The sequence below is a fragment of the Pedobacter sp. KBS0701 genome, from assembly GCF_005938645.2.
In the GTDB taxonomy this organism is placed as follows: domain Bacteria; phylum Bacteroidota; class Bacteroidia; order Sphingobacteriales; family Sphingobacteriaceae; genus Pedobacter.
The window spans coordinates 4,642,420-4,660,037 of sequence record NZ_CP042171.1; the positions used below are offsets into that span (position 1 = coordinate 4,642,420).

15 protein-coding genes are annotated in these 17,618 nt (G+C 37.6%); 7 read left to right on the forward strand and 8 right to left on the reverse strand.

Annotated elements, in window-relative coordinates; all coding sequences use genetic code 11:
• Positions 1–473: 473 nt before the first annotated feature.
• Entirely contained in the window at positions 474–899 is a 426-nt protein-coding gene (locus tag FFJ24_RS18665) for a DUF4440 domain-containing protein (RefSeq protein WP_138818697.1), read from the reverse strand.
• A gap of 93 nt (positions 900–992) precedes the next feature.
• Here FFJ24_RS18665 and FFJ24_RS18670 point away from each other — a divergent pair, with 93 nt between their 5' ends.
• The 5 genes from FFJ24_RS18670 (at position 993) to FFJ24_RS18690 (ending at position 7,011) form a co-directional block, all read left to right on the forward strand.
• Complete coding sequence (locus tag FFJ24_RS18670; protein WP_138818698.1) at positions 993–1,874, forward strand: carbohydrate kinase family protein; 882 nt, start codon at positions 993–995, stop codon at positions 1,872–1,874.
• Between the two features lie 323 nt (positions 1,875–2,197).
• On the forward strand, positions 2,198–3,295 hold the full coding sequence (locus FFJ24_RS18675; protein ID WP_138818699.1) for a VWA domain-containing protein: 1,098 nt from the start codon (positions 2,198–2,200) through the stop codon (positions 3,293–3,295).
• Positions 3,296–3,444: 149 nt separating this feature from the next.
• Positions 3,445–4,932 carry a magnesium chelatase gene (locus tag FFJ24_RS18680; RefSeq protein ID WP_138818700.1) on the forward strand — a complete coding sequence of 496 codons (1,488 nt, stop codon included), beginning with the start codon at positions 3,445–3,447 and terminating at the stop codon, positions 4,930–4,932.
• A gap of 28 nt (positions 4,933–4,960) precedes the next feature.
• Complete coding sequence (locus FFJ24_RS18685) at positions 4,961–5,710, forward strand: AAA family ATPase (RefSeq protein WP_138818701.1); 750 nt, start codon at positions 4,961–4,963, stop codon at positions 5,708–5,710.
• Positions 5,711–5,769: 59 nt separating this feature from the next.
• The gene (locus FFJ24_RS18690; RefSeq protein ID WP_138818702.1) at positions 5,770–7,011 is read left to right on the forward strand and encodes a metallophosphoesterase; all 1,242 of its coding nucleotides are present in this window, start codon (positions 5,770–5,772) and stop codon (positions 7,009–7,011) included.
• A gap of 84 nt (positions 7,012–7,095) precedes the next feature.
• Here the strand turns inward: FFJ24_RS18690 and FFJ24_RS18695 are convergent, their stop codons facing one another.
• From FFJ24_RS18695 to FFJ24_RS18705, 3 genes are all read right to left on the reverse strand, one after another.
• The gene (locus FFJ24_RS18695) at positions 7,096–7,785 is read right to left on the reverse strand and encodes a response regulator transcription factor (protein ID WP_025143982.1); all 690 of its coding nucleotides are present in this window, start codon (positions 7,783–7,785) and stop codon (positions 7,096–7,098) included.
• 102 nt (positions 7,786–7,887) lie between these two features.
• Positions 7,888–9,561: a sensor histidine kinase KdpD gene (locus FFJ24_RS18700; protein WP_138818703.1), complete on the reverse strand. Its 1,674-nt coding sequence runs from the start codon at positions 9,559–9,561 to the stop codon at positions 7,888–7,890.
• A 2-nt stretch (positions 9,562–9,563) separates the two neighbouring features.
• Positions 9,564–11,447, reverse strand: coding sequence for a prolyl oligopeptidase family serine peptidase (locus FFJ24_RS18705; protein WP_138818704.1), 1,884 nt, complete (start codon positions 11,445–11,447; stop codon positions 9,564–9,566).
• Between the two features lie 229 nt (positions 11,448–11,676).
• Between FFJ24_RS18705 and FFJ24_RS18710 the strand changes: the two genes are divergently transcribed.
• The gene (locus FFJ24_RS18710) at positions 11,677–13,500 is read left to right on the forward strand and encodes a tetratricopeptide repeat protein (protein ID WP_138818705.1); all 1,824 of its coding nucleotides are present in this window, start codon (positions 11,677–11,679) and stop codon (positions 13,498–13,500) included.
• A 243-nt stretch (positions 13,501–13,743) separates the two neighbouring features.
• Here the strand turns inward: FFJ24_RS18710 and FFJ24_RS18715 are convergent, their stop codons facing one another.
• Positions 13,744–14,403, reverse strand: coding sequence for a hypothetical protein (locus FFJ24_RS18715; RefSeq protein WP_138818706.1), 660 nt, complete (start codon positions 14,401–14,403; stop codon positions 13,744–13,746).
• 29 nt (positions 14,404–14,432) lie between these two features.
• A complete protein-coding gene (locus FFJ24_RS18720) occupies positions 14,433–14,996 on the reverse strand; it encodes a GNAT family N-acetyltransferase (protein ID WP_138818707.1) in 564 nt (187 codons plus the stop codon).
• Positions 14,997–15,382: 386 nt separating this feature from the next.
• Between FFJ24_RS18720 and FFJ24_RS18725 the strand changes: the two genes are divergently transcribed.
• Positions 15,383–15,694, forward strand: a complete 312-nt coding sequence (locus tag FFJ24_RS18725) for a DUF4286 family protein (protein WP_138818708.1) — start codon at positions 15,383–15,385, stop codon at positions 15,692–15,694.
• Positions 15,695–15,736: 42 nt separating this feature from the next.
• Here FFJ24_RS18725 and FFJ24_RS18730 read toward each other — a convergent pair whose 3' ends face one another.
• Positions 15,737–16,066: a nucleotide pyrophosphohydrolase gene (locus FFJ24_RS18730; protein ID WP_138818709.1), complete on the reverse strand. Its 330-nt coding sequence runs from the start codon at positions 16,064–16,066 to the stop codon at positions 15,737–15,739.
• Positions 16,056–17,597 (reverse strand): glycosyltransferase family 39 protein, encoded by a 1,542-nt coding sequence (locus FFJ24_RS18735; RefSeq protein WP_138818710.1) that lies wholly within the window; start codon positions 17,595–17,597, stop codon positions 16,056–16,058. Before FFJ24_RS18735 ends, FFJ24_RS18730 begins: the two co-directional genes overlap by 11 nt.
• Positions 17,598–17,618: the final 21 nt, after the last annotated feature.

Sequence of the window (17,618 nt, forward strand, 5' to 3'; positions counted from 1 at the left end):
GATGTAACCTGTTAAACAGGTAAGCATACTATAAGTAAAAAAGTAGATACTTAAATCGGTACATGATGCACTCCGCTTAAAATGAATTCATTTAAATAGCTGAAATTTTAGGTGTTTTTTACCATATAAGACATTTAAGGTCATATGAGATTACATGTTCTTATATGATCTTAAATGGTAAATTTTGCGCACAGCCCTGCAAAAGGAATTTAACAACTTAGATGTTCTCAGATGCCAGAGATGATTAATTAAATAAAGGAGCCTTTATTTTTATGACCACCTAAGCAACCTTAGTTCACCTGAGTCTTGCCATGTGCACAGTATAAATCTAATAGTATGCAGCAGGCACTAAACGTCACCCTCATTTTTCAGGTAAAGGCTCTGATTATTACTCCAATGATGACACGAGGGGAACTTCGTTACCGAGACAACTTTATCTCCCTCATCCATTTCCCATCCCACATCTTCCATTCCTAGCTGCTATGATCAACGATCACCTTCCATTCCCCCTTAATTTTTTTGATTAAAAGCGTAAAATACCCTTTTAACTCATCTTTTTCGCGTTTTACATTCCAACTGCCTAATACAAATGCCAGATCGGGTTTCAAAAATTCGACCTTTTTTATTCCAAACACCAAAAAGCCCATAGCAGATTTATCCGGGTAGCCTTTTTTATAATTATCCAACGTTTTTTGCCATCCGTAGGTTGGTCCGGTTTTACCCACAAAAAGTAAACTATCCGATTTTTCATATCCCTGCATAAAAGCTTCAACATCACCTTTGTTCCAGTCGGTACGTTGCTTCTCCAGCAAATTAAGTATGACCTGTTTATCTTTCTCATTTTGAGCAAAAGCGCTGAAGGAAGCTAAAAACAATGCAATTACAAGTATTTTTTTCATGGTTAATTGAGTTGAGGTAAAAATTAAAGATATGAAACAAATTATTTTGTTCAATGCGTAAAAATTCTTTATTTACGTATCTATAAATCTTCTATGCAAAATAAAGTAATCACGATTGGCGAAATACTCTGGGATGTTTTTCCAGAAGGCAAAAAAGCTGGCGGCTCGAGCATGAACGTTGCGCTTAATTTACACAAACAAGGGATAGAGAGCCGCTTTATTAGTGCCATAGGCAATGATGAAAACGGCAAAGAGCTATTCAATTTTCTAGCCAGCAATCATTTTGCAACAGATTTGATCCAAGTTAACGATGAATTACCAACCAGTACAGTTGTAGTACAACTGGATGAAAATCATCAGGCTACTTATACCATTAAACAACCCGTAGCATGGGATGAGATCAAAATCACCGAGGAAAACACATCAGCTGTAAAACAAGCAGATGCATTAGTATATTGTAGTTTAACCTGCAGGGATGAAAAATCTAAAAAAACCATTCTGGCACTTTTAGAAAATGCCAAAACTAAAATATTCGACATCAATCTCCGCGCTCCTTTTTATTCAAAGGAATTAATTAGAGAGCTTTTGACAAAAGCAGATATCCTTAAAATAAACGAAGATGAAATTCTTTGGGTAAAAGAATCATTTGGTTTAACGGGCAATACTGATGAACAGTTACTAAAACAGCTTTCGAGTCAGTTCAATATAGAAATCATTTGCCTGACATTAGGTGATAAGGGTGCCTGTGTTTTAAAAGAAGGCAAATTATTTAAACATACCGGTTACAAAGTTCAGGTTGCGGATACCGTTGGTGCGGGTGATGCTTTTTTAGCCACATTTATTGCCTGCTACCTGCAAGGTTACCCCATGGAAACCACTTTGGATAATGCCTGTAAGGTAGGTGCTTTTGTAGCCTCACAACCGGGTGCAAATCCTGATTATAATAAAAAGATTTACCATATAGCGCTGGGTTAAGCTTTTATAAGACCTTATAGGTTTTTGAAACCTATAAGGTCTGTTAGATTTATTTTTTAAACGGTGGGTTTTACGTTAGGGATTGTAAGGGTTCAGTGCCGGTTCTTCAGCGGTACCGAAGCGAAGCGTAGCCCTGAAAAGCCAGACCCTTGCGCAGCTTGGGGAACGCCCTAATCAGTTGGCTGTTTTCAGTTTTCAGTTTCCAATTTAACCATGCTTTGGTCTTTCCGTTTTTACGTTTCTTCTTCCCTCCAAATATGACACCGCGCTTAAATTTATGCAAAACGAAACTTTTATCTTCGATAAATCGTTAATACAAGCACATGAGAGGTTTTCGTTTTTCTGATTATAAGCCGGGCGATGCGCCAAAGGGTGGGTTTGATGAGTTGCTGAAATTATTTAGCGAACTGCTGAATTATACAGCCGGAGACGCGGCAGAAGCTTTAAGCTGGCTGAACGAGCTCGATAAACAATATAAATTAACCAATAATGATTATGGTATCGGTAATTTTATCGACGACCTGAAGGATAAGGGTTACCTTACTGAAGACAATCAATCGGGAGAGTTTAAGATTACGGCCAAAACGGAACAGACCATCCGCAAATCTGCATTGGATGAAATTTTCGGGAAACTGAAAAAATCTGGACGTGGTAACCACAACAGTAACCAATCGGGTATTGGCGAAGAGAAAAATGCCGACAGACGGGAATATAACTTCGGCGACAGTTTAGATCAGATCGACATGACTGCTTCTATCCAAAATGCACAGATTAATCACGGAATTGGCGATTTCACTTTAACAGACCGCGATTTGGAAGTAGAGGAAAAGGATTTTAAAACCTTAACATCTACGGTATTGATGATCGACATTTCGCATTCGATGATATTATATGGCGAAGACCGCATTACCCCGGCCAAAAAAGTTGCCATGGCACTTGCTGAACTGATTAAAACGAAGTATCCTAAAGATACTTTAGATATTGTTGTTTTTGGAAATGATGCCTGGCCCATCAGCGTGAAAGATTTGCCTTATTTACAGGTTGGCCCTTACCACACCAATACCTATGCAGGTTTGGAACTTGCTGCCGATTTGCTCCGCCGCAGGAAAACCCATAATAAACAGATTTTCATGATTACAGATGGGAAACCAACCTGCTTAAAGGAAAATGGCAAATACTATAAAAACAGTATGGGTTTGGATAGAAAGGTGATTAACAAAACCTTAAATATGGCGGCCCAATGTAAACGTTTAAAAATCCCAATTACCACCTTTATGATTGCGAAGGATCCCTATTTACAGCAATTTGTCCGTCAATTTACAGAAATTAATGGCGGCAGGGCTTTTTACAGCTCTTTAAACGGCTTAGGTGAATACATTTTTGAAGATTACATTAAGAATAGACGTAAGACAGTTAAATAAGGTAGAGGGTAAAAAGGTGGAAGGTTTAGGACCAAAGCCAAAAAGATCTACTAAACAAATCTTAGAAATATTTAAAACAGGCAAGGATTTAGCGATTGATGTTGCATACTGAAACCCCAAGACTTAAACCTCAAACCCATTTAAAAAAGATGCAAAATACTACATTAGGAGAGTTAAAAACCACAGGATATAAATCAAGATCGGTAAAAGAAGAACTCAGAGAAAATCTGATTAAAGTGCTGCGCGATAAAAAAACCGAATTTGAGGGCATTATCGGCTACGATGAAACGGTTATTCCAGAATTACAGACCGCAATTTTATCACGTCACAATATTTTACTTTTAGGTTTACGCGGACAGGCAAAAACACGTATTGCCCGTTTAATGGTCAATTTATTGGATGAATATGTGCCTTATGTTGCCGGAAGCGAGATTTTTGATGATCCGTTAAATCCAATTTCGTGGTACGCCAAAAATGAAATTGCCACCAAAGGTGATGATACCGAAATTGCCTGGCTGCACCGCAGTGAAAGGTATACCGAAAAACTGGCCACACCAGATGTTACCGTTGCTGATTTAATTGGCGATGTTGACCCGATTAAGGCCGCTACTTTAAAGTTAACCTATAATGATGAACGTGTAATCCATTTTGGTTTAATTCCACGCGCGCACCGCAGCATTTTCGTCATTAACGAATTACCCGATTTACAGGCCCGTATCCAGGTCGCGCTGTTTAACATGTTGCAGGAAAAAGATATACAGATCCGTGGTTTCAAATTGCGTTTACCTTTAGATATCCAGTTTCTATTTACCGCAAACCCGGAAGATTACACCAACCGTGGAAGCATTGTTACGCCATTGAAAGATAGGATCGAAAGTCAGATCTTGACTCACTACCCAAAAAGCATCGAGATTTCGCGTAAAATTACTTTTCAGGAAGCTAAGCTTACAGCAGAACAAAAAGCCAATATTGAAGCTGATGGTTTGGTGAAAGACCTGGTTGAACAAATTGCTTTCGAGGCTCGCAAAAGTGAATATATCGACCAGAAATCGGGTGTATCAGCAAGATTAACCATTTCGGCATACGAGAATTTAATCAGCACAGCTGAACGCAGAATGTTAATATCTGGTGAAAAAAATACAGTTGTTCGTTTGGCAGATTTGGCAGGAATTATCCCAGCGATAACGGGTAAAATAGAATTGGTTTACGAAGGCGAATTGGAAGGACCTGCGCATGTGGCCACCACCTTAATTGGCAAGGCAGTTAAAACTTTGTTTGCACGCTATTTCCCTGACCCTGAAAAAGCAAAAAAAACCAAAACAGCCAATCCTTACACCGAAGTAACCGAATGGTTTACCGAAGGCCATAATGTTGATGTTACGGATACCTTGAGCAATACACAATACAAAAAAGCATTGATGTTGGTACCAGGCTTGTATGATCTGGTAAAGAAATTCCATCCTAAACTGAGCGAAAACCAAACCTTGCTCTTAATGGAATTTGTATTACATGGTTTAGCCGAATATTCACAACTGAGCAAAAACTTTTTAAATGGTGGCTTCGGCTTTTCTGATATGTTTGGCAGCTTATTTAATGCCGAATTTGACGAGGAAGAGGATGAAGACGATTTCAGGTAAAAGCAAATGAATAAGGGATTAAATTAAAATGGAGTTTAACGGATATCTTTTATCGTTAAGATTGAATCAGGAGAATCTTCCTGATAGATATCCGTTTAACATTCCTTGCTTAAAATCATTTCAGGAACTGGCCTTTCATCCAAACGTTACTTTTTTCACTGGCGAAAATGGCGTCGGAAAATCAACATTGATTGAAGCAATTGCGGTAAGCTTAGGTTTCAATGCCGAGGGTGGAGGTAAAAATTTCAATTTTGCAAGTAAAGCAACACACTCAGAATTGCATCATTATTTAACCATTAGCAAAAGTTTCAGGAAACCAAAAGATGGTTTTTTCTTACGAGGTGAAAGTTTTTATAATGTAGCAAGTGAGATTGATAAACTTGATGAAGAACCATCTTTTGGGCCAAAACTTATAAAATCCTACGGAGGTGTCTCTTTGCACGAACAATCTCACGGTCAATCATTCTGGTCGCTGTTTATGAACCGCTTTGGCGGCAGTGGTGTTTATATTCTGGATGAGCCTGAATCTGCTTTATCAGCTACAAAACAAATCGCAATGCTATCAAAACTTGACAATTTGATTGATAAAAATGCACAGTTCATTATTACAACCCATTCCCCTATTTTGCTTGCTTATCCAAATGCAACGATTTACGAAATGGCCAATGGTAAAATAACGAAAGTAAAATATGAGGAATCAGAGATATACAGGGTTTATAAATCCTTTTTAGACCATCCTAAGCGAATTTTAGATAATTTATTTAGTTCAAATACTTAATTTAGGCGGGTCAGAGAAACCTGCCTTATTTTTTAATTTAAATCGAATAACCCGAGTATATGGGAAGATTACCTTTCATCATTGCAGCCTGCATATTGATTACAGCCTTTGATATTTATTTTTTTAAAGCCATTGTTTCAGTTTTTAAGTGGAAACCCAGAACAAAAAAAATCTTCGGTATTTTGTACTGGAGTTATAGCATTCTGTTAATTATTGGCATTTTCGCAGGAATTTACCTTAACCTTTTCCTTACGCTTAGAGCCATCATTCTAGTCGCTTTCTTTTTAACAGTAGCCTGTAAAATGGCGATGCTGCCATTTCTAATTCTGGATGATTTGCGAAGATTATTCATCAAACTTTTCAGAAAAAAACAAATCATAAAAGACCAGCCAATTAGCAAGGCAGAACCCATATCACGTTCAGAATTTTTAGTAAAAGCAGGCTTAGTTGCCGCTGCCGTTCCTCTAACCTCTTTAAGCTGGGGCATTATTTCTGGTGCTTATGATTACCAGGTTAGAAGAGTTAACTTAATTCTTCCTAATCTGCCAAAGGCATTTGACGGCATTACTATGGGGCAAATTTCTGACATTCATTCGGGCAGTTTCTATAACAAAACCGCAGTAAAAGGCGGTGTGGAAATGTTATTGGGAGAAAAGCCTGATTTTATCTTTTTTACCGGCGATTTAGTAAACAACCTCACCAACGAAGTAAGGGATTACCAGGATATATTTTCGAAAGTTAAAGCACCACTTGGTGTATATTCATCTTTAGGAAACCACGACTATGGTGACTATTATTTCGGCAAGGAGTCATCGCCCGCCAAAGTAAAAAATCTGAAAGATATGGTTGAGGTTCACAAAATAATGGGTTACGATTTATTGATGAATGAAAACCGCAGACTGAAGGTTGACGGAGAAGAAATCGGCATTTTAGGTATTGAAAACTGGGGAATGGGCCGCTTTCCAAAATATGGAAAAATGGAACTTGCAGTTCAAAATACAGACGATTTACCTGTCAAACTTTTATTAAGTCACGACCCATCGCATTGGCGTGGAGAAGTTTTACAGAAGTACCCGCAAATCGACGCCATGTTCAGCGGACACACACACGGCATGCAATTTGGTGTTCGTTTAAAAGAATATCAATGGAGCCCCGTGCAATACATTTACAAAGAATGGGCAGGTTTATATCAGGAACAAAAACAACAACTTTACGTTAACGTTGGCTACGGTTTCCTGGGTTATCCAGGTAGAGTTGGAGTTTTACCAGAGATAACGATATTTACCTTGAAAAGAGCATAGATAATTTTGAATGAGAGAATGATGGAATGAGAGAATAGGGCGATCCGCCTAAAACATTCTCTCATTCAAAACTCAATCATTTTCTTATCCCGCGTTAAAGCGATAACCAACCCCTCTGACCGTTTGTAGCAACTGTGGATTGTCAGGATTTAATTCTATCTTTTTACGCAAGCGCACAATATGCATATCTAGTGTTCTGGTGTTCACATCAGAGTTGTAGCCCCACACCACCAACATCAGTTCATCACGGTTGATTACTTTGCCCGGATTGCGCAGAAAATAAAGCAGGATACGGTTTTCCAATATCGTTAGTTCGATCTTCTTTCCGTCTCTGAACAGCGTGTGGATATTTGGGTGATGTTCCATATTGCCAAAACGGTGAATCTCTGCAGAATCCTTATTGACGATAAATTTCACCTTGCTTTCTAACATGGCTACCAAAACGTCCATATTAAATGGCTTGGTAATGTAATCAGATGCACCAAAGTTATAAGCATCAATTTTATCTACATCCTGGGCTTTTGCGGTCATCATAATCACCAGGTTTTCGAAACCTTGCTTGCGCACATTCTCACAAACCTCGGCACCTTGTTTACCAGGCATCATCCAGTCCAACAAAACAATGTCCGGCTGATCGGCCAAAATCATTCTTTCTCCAGCTTCGCCATCATTTGCTTCAAGCACCGTATAACCCTCAGCTTTTAAACGGTGGGCTACCAGAAAGCGAAGATTTTCATCATCTTCTACGATTAATATTTTTACTTCTTTAGACATTTATGTGTGTTTTAATGCGGTTGTAAGGTTGAAAAGTTTTAATGTTTTAAGGTCAAGTTTACATTCCAACCTTTCAAGGTTTAATATTTCAACTATTAAAATTTAACTATTGTATGGCAGCACGATTTTAAATTCCGTACCGCTCCCTACTTTACTTTTTACAGAGATTTCCCCCTCCATAAAGTTAACCAGTTCTTTGCAGAATGCCAAACCCAGGCCTACGCTACCCATTTGGTTATATTCATTCTGAATCCTGAAAAACTTCTTAAATATATTGTTTAATTCTGACGATGCGATGCCTATCCCTTTATCGGCAAACCTGAAAACCAGTACCCCTTTAATCAGCTTTGCACTGATGTGTAATTTTTTCTGTTCTGGTTTTGAATATTTATAGGCATTCTCTGCCAGGTTATCGAACAAACTCCCTAGTAACACCGGGTCGGTGATAAAGGTTTTAAAGCCTACTACTTCATAAGTAATCTTAAAATCGGGATGTTTTAAAGTATGCGACTCGATCGTACTTTCAATAAAATCCACAACATTAACTTCTTCCTGATTTAATTTAATTGCCTTATTTTCAATTTGCGTAAAGGCCAGTAATTTATTCATTAAACCATTCAGTTTGTCGGCTTCTTCATCCAGTATCTTACCATAGAGCTGCTGCTCTTTTTGACTTAATGCAGTAGCACTTTTAATATTGTTTCCTGCAATCTTGATTACGCTAACGGGCGTTTTAAACTCATGTGTAAGGTTATTCACGAAATCGTACTGCAGCTTAAACATTTTACTATTGATGTTCAGATTACGGTAAATCAAAAAAGCAACCAATAAAAGTACCCCATACACCAGCAATAACACCAAGGCAATTGGCATGAAGTAAATAAAAATTTCTTTCTTGATATAAGATTTTGATGAAATGAGGTATAGCTTGAAATCAGAAAATGCACCCGGCAGCGCTATTTCGGTATTAATATTTTCTTCTGAGGTATCAATCGGATCATAAGTTAGCGGTTCAATCCTGATCGTTTGGTATAACAATGGCCTGGTATTGATGATTTTGATTTTATGTGCGTCAAGATTAAAAACAAGTACATCCTGTTGATAAACAGGTGCCGGATTTAACTTCCGCCTGATCATATCTTTATAAACTCTTAAATCTTCCCTTCGGGGAATATTTAAATAAGTGATTTTATTTTCGTTAGAATTAACAATAGAAAAGTTGGTAAACAATTCTTCTTGTGAGGGTACTGATGCGGTATCAAGATCTTCAACAAAAGTGGCAAGTTTAATTGCGATTGCATTAAAATCACTTCCTACATTAAAAGATCTCGTATCATCTTCTGAATACAACTTCACCGAATCGGGCTTTACCCCTTTCCCAAACTGGAAAATAGATTTTGGACCAATACCAAGGTGGTTTGCATTGATCCCATCTTTAACAGGAACATTCTTCACCTCTGTATCGTAAAAAGTAACCTTAGAGATAAAGGGATATTTTAACATCACGGTATCTACAAACTTTGCTGCAGTAGAAGAATCCAAATAGCCATTGTAATAAGAAATCTCAGGCATTTTGTTCTGAAAAAAATCATTGTAAGGCTTAATACTCTGTTCCAGCACATTTACCTTTTCGGAAACAAAATCATTCTCTATCGATTTTTTGCTATAGTTGAACGCTAGGAAAAGCGATAGGATAAAAAGAATGGAAATGAGTACAATGAAGGTTACACCTAAAGAGAAATTTTTACGGTAACTGCTTTTTTTATCTAAGGCCATACCTATTTCTTACCTAGATTTTCTTTTAAAAACTCTTCCAGGGCTTTATACAGAGCCGTTCTGCTCTGTTGGCGTACTACCGGATCCGGACCTTCTTCTTTTTCGATATAAGTAACCTGGACATTCCTTTTTTTAAGTTCTTTGATAAACTGTACACCTTCTGCTACGTTAACACTTGGGTCTTTTGGGTTTTGGGCAATAAAAACAGGAGACTTAAACCGGTCTGCATGAAACACAGGCGAAGCAAAACGCATATAATCGGTCTCGGTTACCGGATTACCTACAATTTCATAATACATCTTTAATTTGGCCTTTAAAAATGGAGGAAAAGTTTTCAGGTAACTAAACAGGTTAATCACACCCGAATTTGATCCGCCGCATTTATAAAGATCGGGATTTTTATACAAACAATTTAAAGCAATATAGCCCCCAAAACCATTACCGTAAATGGCAATTTTTTTAGGATTGGCAATCTTTTCTGCAATAAGCCATTTTACACCATCATTTACATCTTCCTGTATTTTATCGCTCCACTGTTTAAAACCCGCAGCATAAAATGATTTTCCATAACCGGTAGAGCCACGATAATTTACCTGCAATATGGCATAACCACGGTTGGCTAAAAATTGCACTTCAGCATTGTATCCCCAACTATTTCTCGATTTAGGACCATTATGTGGTAGCACAACAACAGGTAAGTTAACCGCCTTTTTATTTTTAGGCAGCGTTAAATAACCATTAATGGTTAAACCATCGCGACTTTTGAAACTGATCGGCTTCATGGCATTCATATCTTCCGGTTTAATGGAAGGACTCACATCGGTAAGTTTTTTAAGCCTTTTGTCAACAGCCGTATACAGATAATAAGATCCTGGATTTTTATCAGTAAAAGTACGTATCACAAACACTTTGTCCGTTTTATCCCTATCCATAATTACCCATTCGGTACCGGGCAAAAGTTTATCAATCCTCGAGTACGCAATCTTTGTACTGTCATCAAGGTAAAACTTCTCCCTTTTCCAGGTTTCGCAGGTTGCAAAAAGCATTTTTTTCCGGAAACGGGAGTAGGTTGCATCTACTACGTTTAAGGTATCGTTTGCAAAAAGAACCTGTTTTTCTTTACCGTTTTTTAAATCAAGCGCTACCAGTGCATTTTTATCACGGTTAACACTTGAGATCGCATAAAGTACATTGGGTTGGTCTTCCGAAAATGCAATTGGCTGAAAAGTAGTTTCAAAATTATTGGTAATTACCGGCGTAAAAGCCTGATTTTCCTTTTCGCGGTACATCAAGGTTTCGTTCACTCCATCGCTGGCAACTGCAATTTTAAGAACACCTTTACTATCTGTCATCCATTTAGTAATATTACCAGGATTTTTTGCAGCAATATCCATTTTCCCGTTGCGCACGTTTAAGCGATACACATCAAAAACGGTCGAATCGCGTTTATTGGAAGCTACAATGATATATTTATCATCAATCAGCTGATCTTCTATCACCCTCAACCTGTTTTTTTCATTGGCACTTAGCTGCACCTGTTTGCTTCCGTCTTTATTGATCACAAAAATATCAGACCGGCGTTCTTTAGATCCATCCTCGGTATAATAAATCAGTTCATTGTTGCTGGTCCAGAAATGGAAACTGATATTCTTCCCATTCAGATGGGTTAACTGAATGCTATTTCCGGTGGCGAGATCTTCAGCAAAAAGATCAAGTTTTTTATCATGAAGTTTTAAATAAGATAAACTTTTCCCATCCGGAGAAATGCGATAGTAAGCTTTATCCTGCGTTTTAAAAAAATCGTCTACAGGAATAGTATCATGGTTTGTGCCTTTACAAGCCCAAATCAATGTAACCATTAACAATAGAAAAATCCTTTTTAGCATAAATAAATTCTTTATGGGATGACAAAAATAAGCATCGCAACTACTTAACCCCAATTTACACCAACAATGTTACCTTATGCAGTCAATAATAAGTCGTGGTTCAATTTAGTATTTATAAAATATCTACAAAATAAAATGCAGGTAACATTTAAAATACGTTTAATATCAATTGGCGGTTTAGCCAAAGAAGTATTAAAATGTTACATTTAAAACTTATAATTTAGGGTTTATGAACCGCTTGTTTTTCATCATCTTCTTATTTCTATCGCTTGGGGTCAATGCGCAGATCTTTCGTCCCAATCAGCAGATTGCGCCTGATGAAAGTAGTCTGGCTATTCAATATTATCAGGATGGAGAGTATGAAAAAGCAGTAGTGCTGCTCGAAAAACTTTATGCTATCCCTAATAATGATGCTTATTTCGACATTTACTTTAATGCATTGCTAAAATTGAAACGTTATGATGTTGCAGAGAAAGTGGTTAAAAGGGAAATCAAAAAAAATCCACAGAATGAAACTTATCCCATTGCATTGGGCAAACTTTACCAGGAAAAAGGCGATGTACAGGCGGCCAACAAAATTTTTAATGAGGTAATTGCAAAACTGCCAAAAGAAGAATTTAGGATCAGAAACCTGGCAAACAGCTTTTATCGTTTCGAAAATTATGATTTTGCGGTTCAAACTTTTAAACAAGGTCGAAAATTGCTGGGTAACGATCAGGCTTTCACTTTCGAACTGTTGAACATCTATCGTTTTAAAAAGGATAAACCCATGCTGATGCAGGAATACCTGGATGCGATGGCCACCATACCACAGCTTTTGCCACAGGCCGAAGCAGTATTATCATCTATTTTTGAAGATAAAAATGACTACCAGACATTTCAGGCGGCTATTTTAAAGAAAATACAGAAAGAACCCGATGCCAGGATTTATATTCAGTTGCTTACCTGGAATTACATTCAGCAACAGGAATTTGACATGGCCCTGCGCCAGCTTATCGCTTACGATAAACGCACCAAAGCTGATGGGGCTACCCTGTTTAATGCCATTTATACCTTTGTTGATAATGGCGCTTACGAAACAGCGATTAAAGCATACGATTATCTACTAACCAAAGGAAAGGATAACCAGTATTATCTTCCTTCAAAAATAGAAATGCTGAACACCAGGTACAACCTACGTACCAGCGGAAAATATACAGTTGCAGACCTTGATCTGCTGGCGAAAGATTATCAGGCATTGTTAAGCGAAAACGGCAAGAACAGGAACACACTTTTTGCCATAAAAAAACTGGCAAACTTGCAGGCCTATTATTTAAATCAACCCGGTAGTGCAGAAAAAGAACTGGAAGAAGCGATAAAGATGCCCGGCATTAACGATCAGGACTTGGGTCAGCTAAAACTCGATTTAGGCGACATTTACATTTTAACCAACCAACCCTGGGAAGCTTTTTTAGTGTACGAGCAGGTGAGCAAACAGTTTGAAGGACAGCCCGTTGGAAATGAGGCACGCTTCAGGAGTGCTAAACTTTCCTTTTACCAAGGCAATTTCGAATACAGCAATGGTCAATGTTTGGTTTTAAAGGCCGCTACCTCACAACTGATCGCCAATGATGCATTAAATCTTAGTTTATTGATTAGCGATAATATCCAAACACCAGCTGATAGCAACGCCTTAAAAATGTATGCTGATGCAGAGATGCTTTTATTTAGAAACCTACCCGAAAAAGCGGTAAAAAAAATGGATAGCATTGCAATTACTTATCCTCAGAACAGTTTGGCAGATGCCATCATGATGAGTAAAGCGCGTATTTTTATTAAAGCGAACGATTTTCAAAAAGCAGCAGATATCCTTAAAAAAGTAACAGAAGAATTTAAAGACGGGATCTGGACAGATGATGCCCTTTTTACATTAGGAGACCTTTATGAAAAGAAACTGAATGATATTGCACTGGCTAAAATTTATTTCCAGAAACTGATTACAGATTATCCAGGCAGCATGTTCAGCGCTGAAGCAAGAAAAAGATTCAGGAATTTAAGGGGAGACGGGGTTTAGTTGTTTTTTTTGGTCAATGGTTCATTAGCCATTGGTTCATTGGGAACTGCATCGTTGGTTAATTGGTTGACTGTATTGCCCTGGCAAAGTTCCAACAGCCAAACTACTTAAAATTTTTCAATCGTTCATTGATCAATAATTTGATTCGTAGCCAGATTGTAAAAATCTTAATTTTCTTAACTTCTTAATGGCCAATAAAAGATTGATTAACGCCAAACGCCTAGCCCCAAATGCCAAACTAGATTAAGTATACTTCATAAATTGGTACACTGCAGAGAGTATCAATCCTAAGGTACCTAAGATCAAAATCCTTTCGCCATGCGCCCTGTCTGAAGCGGCGTAACCAAAAACCCGTTCTCCGTTAGGCAATAGTTTTTTATGGGTGCGTAGATAAGCCCCAATAACAATGGCTATTAATCCGCCCACAACGGCTAGCATATAACCCGCTACAATCAGCACTTTCGGACTTTCTTCAGGTTTAGCCAACGCTGCTAACCTTTTTTCTTTAAATGTTTGGATCTGACTAAGGTTTACCTCTACACCGCGTTCTTTTAATATTTTTTTGGCTAGTAAAAAGTCTAAACTGCTCCACTCATCCTGTTTTTCAATAATTTCCTTTAGTTCATCATTATTGAAATCAAAAATATAGTAACCCGGATCGATATCTGCTAAATCTTTCTCTGCCAGTTGCAGCAGCAAAGTGTCGGCCCGTTCAAAATCGGCAGGCTTTAACTTTATTCTAAAGTCTTTATTGATTTCATTATTGGCAAACGAAACATCAAAGTTTTCAGAAACATCTTCCACCCCACACTCAATCCCATTTTCTCTAAATGTTTCTGCTATTCCTAAAGCTGCTGCTTTATCATTAAATCTTTGGAAGGTTACAAAATCAGTGGTCATCATTGTTTGAATAAAGCTTTAGGATGAAGATACTAATTAAAATCATCCCAATCCCAAACTACCACATTCCATTCTACACCGCTACTGTCGGTATAATTATGTATTACTTCGAAGCCGATACGATTATGTGCATTCATAGATCGCAGGTTAATACTCGCAATCTCAGTGATGGCGAAGGCATACCTACTTTTAAAATAATCTTTATAGGCATTGTAGCATTCATCAAATAAACCTTTGCCCCTATAATCGTTTCCTACACAAACCTGCCCAACTACAATATAATGATAATCAGACACAGGTTTTCCCCGGTATAAAATGTCATCGAAGCTTTCGTACATTTCAACCAGCCTTGGAATATCGTTTTTTGATTGCTTGGTCATTCCCAGCACGTAAGCTGCTACGGTATCTCCGTCCTTCGCAATAATATTAGGCTCGTATCGATGCATCTTTTCCAGGTCATCTAGCGAATGCGAAACCGTAACAAAGCCTTGTGCTTTAATTTGTTCGGGTGTTAAATCCTGTTTTAGGTTTTGCTTTTGAAGTTCAAGAATTCCTTCAAGTTCTTTTATAGTGGAAGATGTGGTAATGGTAATCATTTTGATATTGCAGCTAACTTATGCATCTAATGTAATAATAGTTAAGGTTAACAACAAAATGAAGCAAATCCAGGCTAAAATTAAAATTCTTGCCCCCCGTGCTGTCGATTAATTAAGTTATAAGAAAATACCTTTTCCAGGTACGCAATGTCTTTTTTCTCCATGATCCCCCCTACCGATTACAAAGCACAAAACACAATCAAAAATTGCGGTTAGGTCACCCATATAGATGTAATTGCTCATTGAGTTATCGATTTTTTGAGTGGTATTATTTCATATCATGCTATATGAATTATACCAAAAATTTAATTGAACAATAGCTTTAAAAGAATAAAAACAGTTATCCATGCATTTTTTCCCATTTATATATTATTTACCTTTGCAATATGCTTTTATATAATGTTACGCTCATCCTCGAAGATGCAGCAGCCGAAGAATGGTTACAATGGATGCAGGATGTTCACATCCCTGAAGTGATGGCAACAGGTCTGTTTGTTTCTAACCGCTTATTAAAGGTTGTAGATTCGCCAAATGAGGGCATAACTTATTGCACGCAGTATGTAGCAGAAACACTCGACCAATACAATAAATACCAGGAAGAATTTGCACCAGCTTTACAGGCTGAATTAAACGAAAGGTTTAAGAACCGTTTTGTTGCCTATAGAAGTTTGATGGAATTTATTCCCCCAACCCCCTAAAGGGGGCTTGACCCAAGCAAAATATAATTCCCCTTTAGGGGATTAGGGGTTAAGCTTCTCGTTATTCTTATGCCTGTCTGCATCACGGATACTCTTTTTCTCCAGGTTCTTTTCCAAGGCTTCTGTCAGATTGATACCGGTTTGATTGGCCAAGCAGATCAGCACAAACATTACATCGGCCATTTCATCGGCAAGGTTTACCTCTTCGTCGCTTTTTTTGAAAGACTGCTCGCCATATTTACGGGCCATAATCCGTGCAACCTCCCCAACTTCTTCCATTAAAATGGCCGTGTTGGTTAATTCATTAAAATAACGGATTCCTGTAGTTTTAATCCAACGGTCTACCGTTTCCTGTGCTTCGTTAATGGTCATTTTTTTCTTCTTCTATTTCTGATTTTATGATACCGGTAACTTCTTTTTTTGCGCCTTCCAGTAAAAAAACTGCCGCACCTTTTTCTCTGGCATAAGGATTTTTCAATTCGCCAATTTTAGTAATTTTATCAAATAATGGTTGCTCTCTCTTCCTTTGAGGATCTTCATCACCAGACCATTCAATTAAAATTAAATCTTTTATTGGTTTATCCATTTTAAACCAATACAGGTAATCGGCATTGTACGATACTGCATTGATGTTTTTATATTTCGAATAATAGTTAATTGCGCCCGCCTGTCCGTAATCATCGGCACGTATCAATACGGTAGATTTATCTTTAACCTTATCGTAAGCAATATCAACAAGTGCTGCCAGTTCTTTCCAGCCTTGCATATCCGCATAATCCTGAGGCAACTCATGGTTCTTGCCATCTTCCCAGCGTAATGCGCCTACCCGCTCGAACCTTTTATGGTGGGCAATAATTTGTGCAGGACTATAAACCGGCATCAAAAGTGGCAAAAGGTAAATAAATGTGCCTATATTAAAAGCGAACAGCAAGCCCGATAGTATATATTTCTTCGCTAAAACCCGACTTAAATAAACCGCACCAAAAGCCAGTAAAACCGGATATAAACCTAAGGCATAATAATCTTTTGCTTTAAAATAGCTAAATACGATTAGGGTAATAATGTAGGTCAAAATAATCCAGCTGTATTTCCTGAAATCTTTATAAAAAATCAAACTGCCGATCCCCGCTAAAAGGATAAAAATTGAACTGATAAAAAAGAGAACCTGCCCGATGAAAAAATCGATCCGGTTTACATGCACCAATTGTGTTGCCCGCAAAAGTTTCATGTGTTTAAGCACTGGGAAATGATTGTCAATTTGCCAGATTACATTAGGCGAAATGATTAAAACGACCAGTAATATAGATAGATAAAGGTGTTTATCGGTGAATATTTTTCTATTTGGGGTAAGAATTATGGCTGGCAACAAACCAATGATCAGAAACAGAACATTGTATTTGTTTAAAAAGCCTAAAGCCACAAAAATGGCAAAAGCATATAGATATTTAGCCTCTTTTTGATCAAAATATCTCAGTAAATAATAAAATATGGCTGTCCAGGCTAAAACATCGAAGGAGTTGGGCTGATAAAGGGTATTTAGCCTCAGCAAAGAAGAACATATACAGGCTACGGCAACCAAACATTTGGCCAATAAGTTCCCTTTCAAAAAATCGACGATTTTCCAGCAATACAGTATGGTTATGGCTCCCAATAATGCAGGTATAATCCTTACCATAAAAATACCATTTCCAAAAGCTTTAATCAGCCACGAAAATAGCGAGGTTAAAGGTGGAACTGAAGTAAAACCTGCAGCCAGGTGATTGGCCTGGTCTAAATGGAGAAACTCGTCGCGTTGTAATTCATAAACCGAATTAACCAATACAAAAGATAAAATTAGTTTTAGCCCTAAAAAAAATACCAAAAAACCATATTCAGTTAAACGGTTCGGATTTTTATCTTTCATATAAGCTTAGGTTAAAAGTTT

What these genes read in the sequence shown, in the direction of transcription:
- FFJ24_RS18665 (WP_138818697.1), bottom strand. Translation starts at nt 899, where the DNA reads ATGAAAAAAATACTTGTAATTGCATTGTTTTTAGCTTCCTTCAGCGCT.
- FFJ24_RS18670 (WP_138818698.1), top strand. Translation starts at nt 993, where the DNA reads ATGCAAAATAAAGTAATCACGATTGGCGAAATACTCTGGGATGTTTTT.
- FFJ24_RS18675 (WP_138818699.1), top strand. Translation starts at nt 2,198, where the DNA reads ATGAGAGGTTTTCGTTTTTCTGATTATAAGCCGGGCGATGCGCCAAAG.
- FFJ24_RS18680 (WP_138818700.1), top strand. Translation starts at nt 3,445, where the DNA reads ATGCAAAATACTACATTAGGAGAGTTAAAAACCACAGGATATAAATCA.
- FFJ24_RS18685 (WP_138818701.1), top strand. Translation starts at nt 4,961, where the DNA reads ATGGAGTTTAACGGATATCTTTTATCGTTAAGATTGAATCAGGAGAAT.
- FFJ24_RS18690 (WP_138818702.1), top strand. Translation starts at nt 5,770, where the DNA reads ATGGGAAGATTACCTTTCATCATTGCAGCCTGCATATTGATTACAGCC.
- FFJ24_RS18695 (WP_025143982.1), bottom strand. Translation starts at nt 7,785, where the DNA reads ATGTCTAAAGAAGTAAAAATATTAATCGTAGAAGATGATGAAAATCTT.
- FFJ24_RS18700 (WP_138818703.1), bottom strand. Translation starts at nt 9,561, where the DNA reads ATGGCCTTAGATAAAAAAAGCAGTTACCGTAAAAATTTCTCTTTAGGT.
- FFJ24_RS18705 (WP_138818704.1), bottom strand. Translation starts at nt 11,447, where the DNA reads ATGCTAAAAAGGATTTTTCTATTGTTAATGGTTACATTGATTTGGGCT.
- FFJ24_RS18710 (WP_138818705.1), top strand. Translation starts at nt 11,677, where the DNA reads ATGAACCGCTTGTTTTTCATCATCTTCTTATTTCTATCGCTTGGGGTC.
- FFJ24_RS18715 (WP_138818706.1), bottom strand. Translation starts at nt 14,403, where the DNA reads ATGATGACCACTGATTTTGTAACCTTCCAAAGATTTAATGATAAAGCA.
- FFJ24_RS18720 (WP_138818707.1), bottom strand. Translation starts at nt 14,996, where the DNA reads ATGATTACCATTACCACATCTTCCACTATAAAAGAACTTGAAGGAATT.
- FFJ24_RS18725 (WP_138818708.1), top strand. Translation starts at nt 15,383, where the DNA reads ATGCTTTTATATAATGTTACGCTCATCCTCGAAGATGCAGCAGCCGAA.
- FFJ24_RS18730 (WP_138818709.1), bottom strand. Translation starts at nt 16,066, where the DNA reads ATGACCATTAACGAAGCACAGGAAACGGTAGACCGTTGGATTAAAACT.
- FFJ24_RS18735 (WP_138818710.1), bottom strand. Translation starts at nt 17,597, where the DNA reads ATGAAAGATAAAAATCCGAACCGTTTAACTGAATATGGTTTTTTGGTA.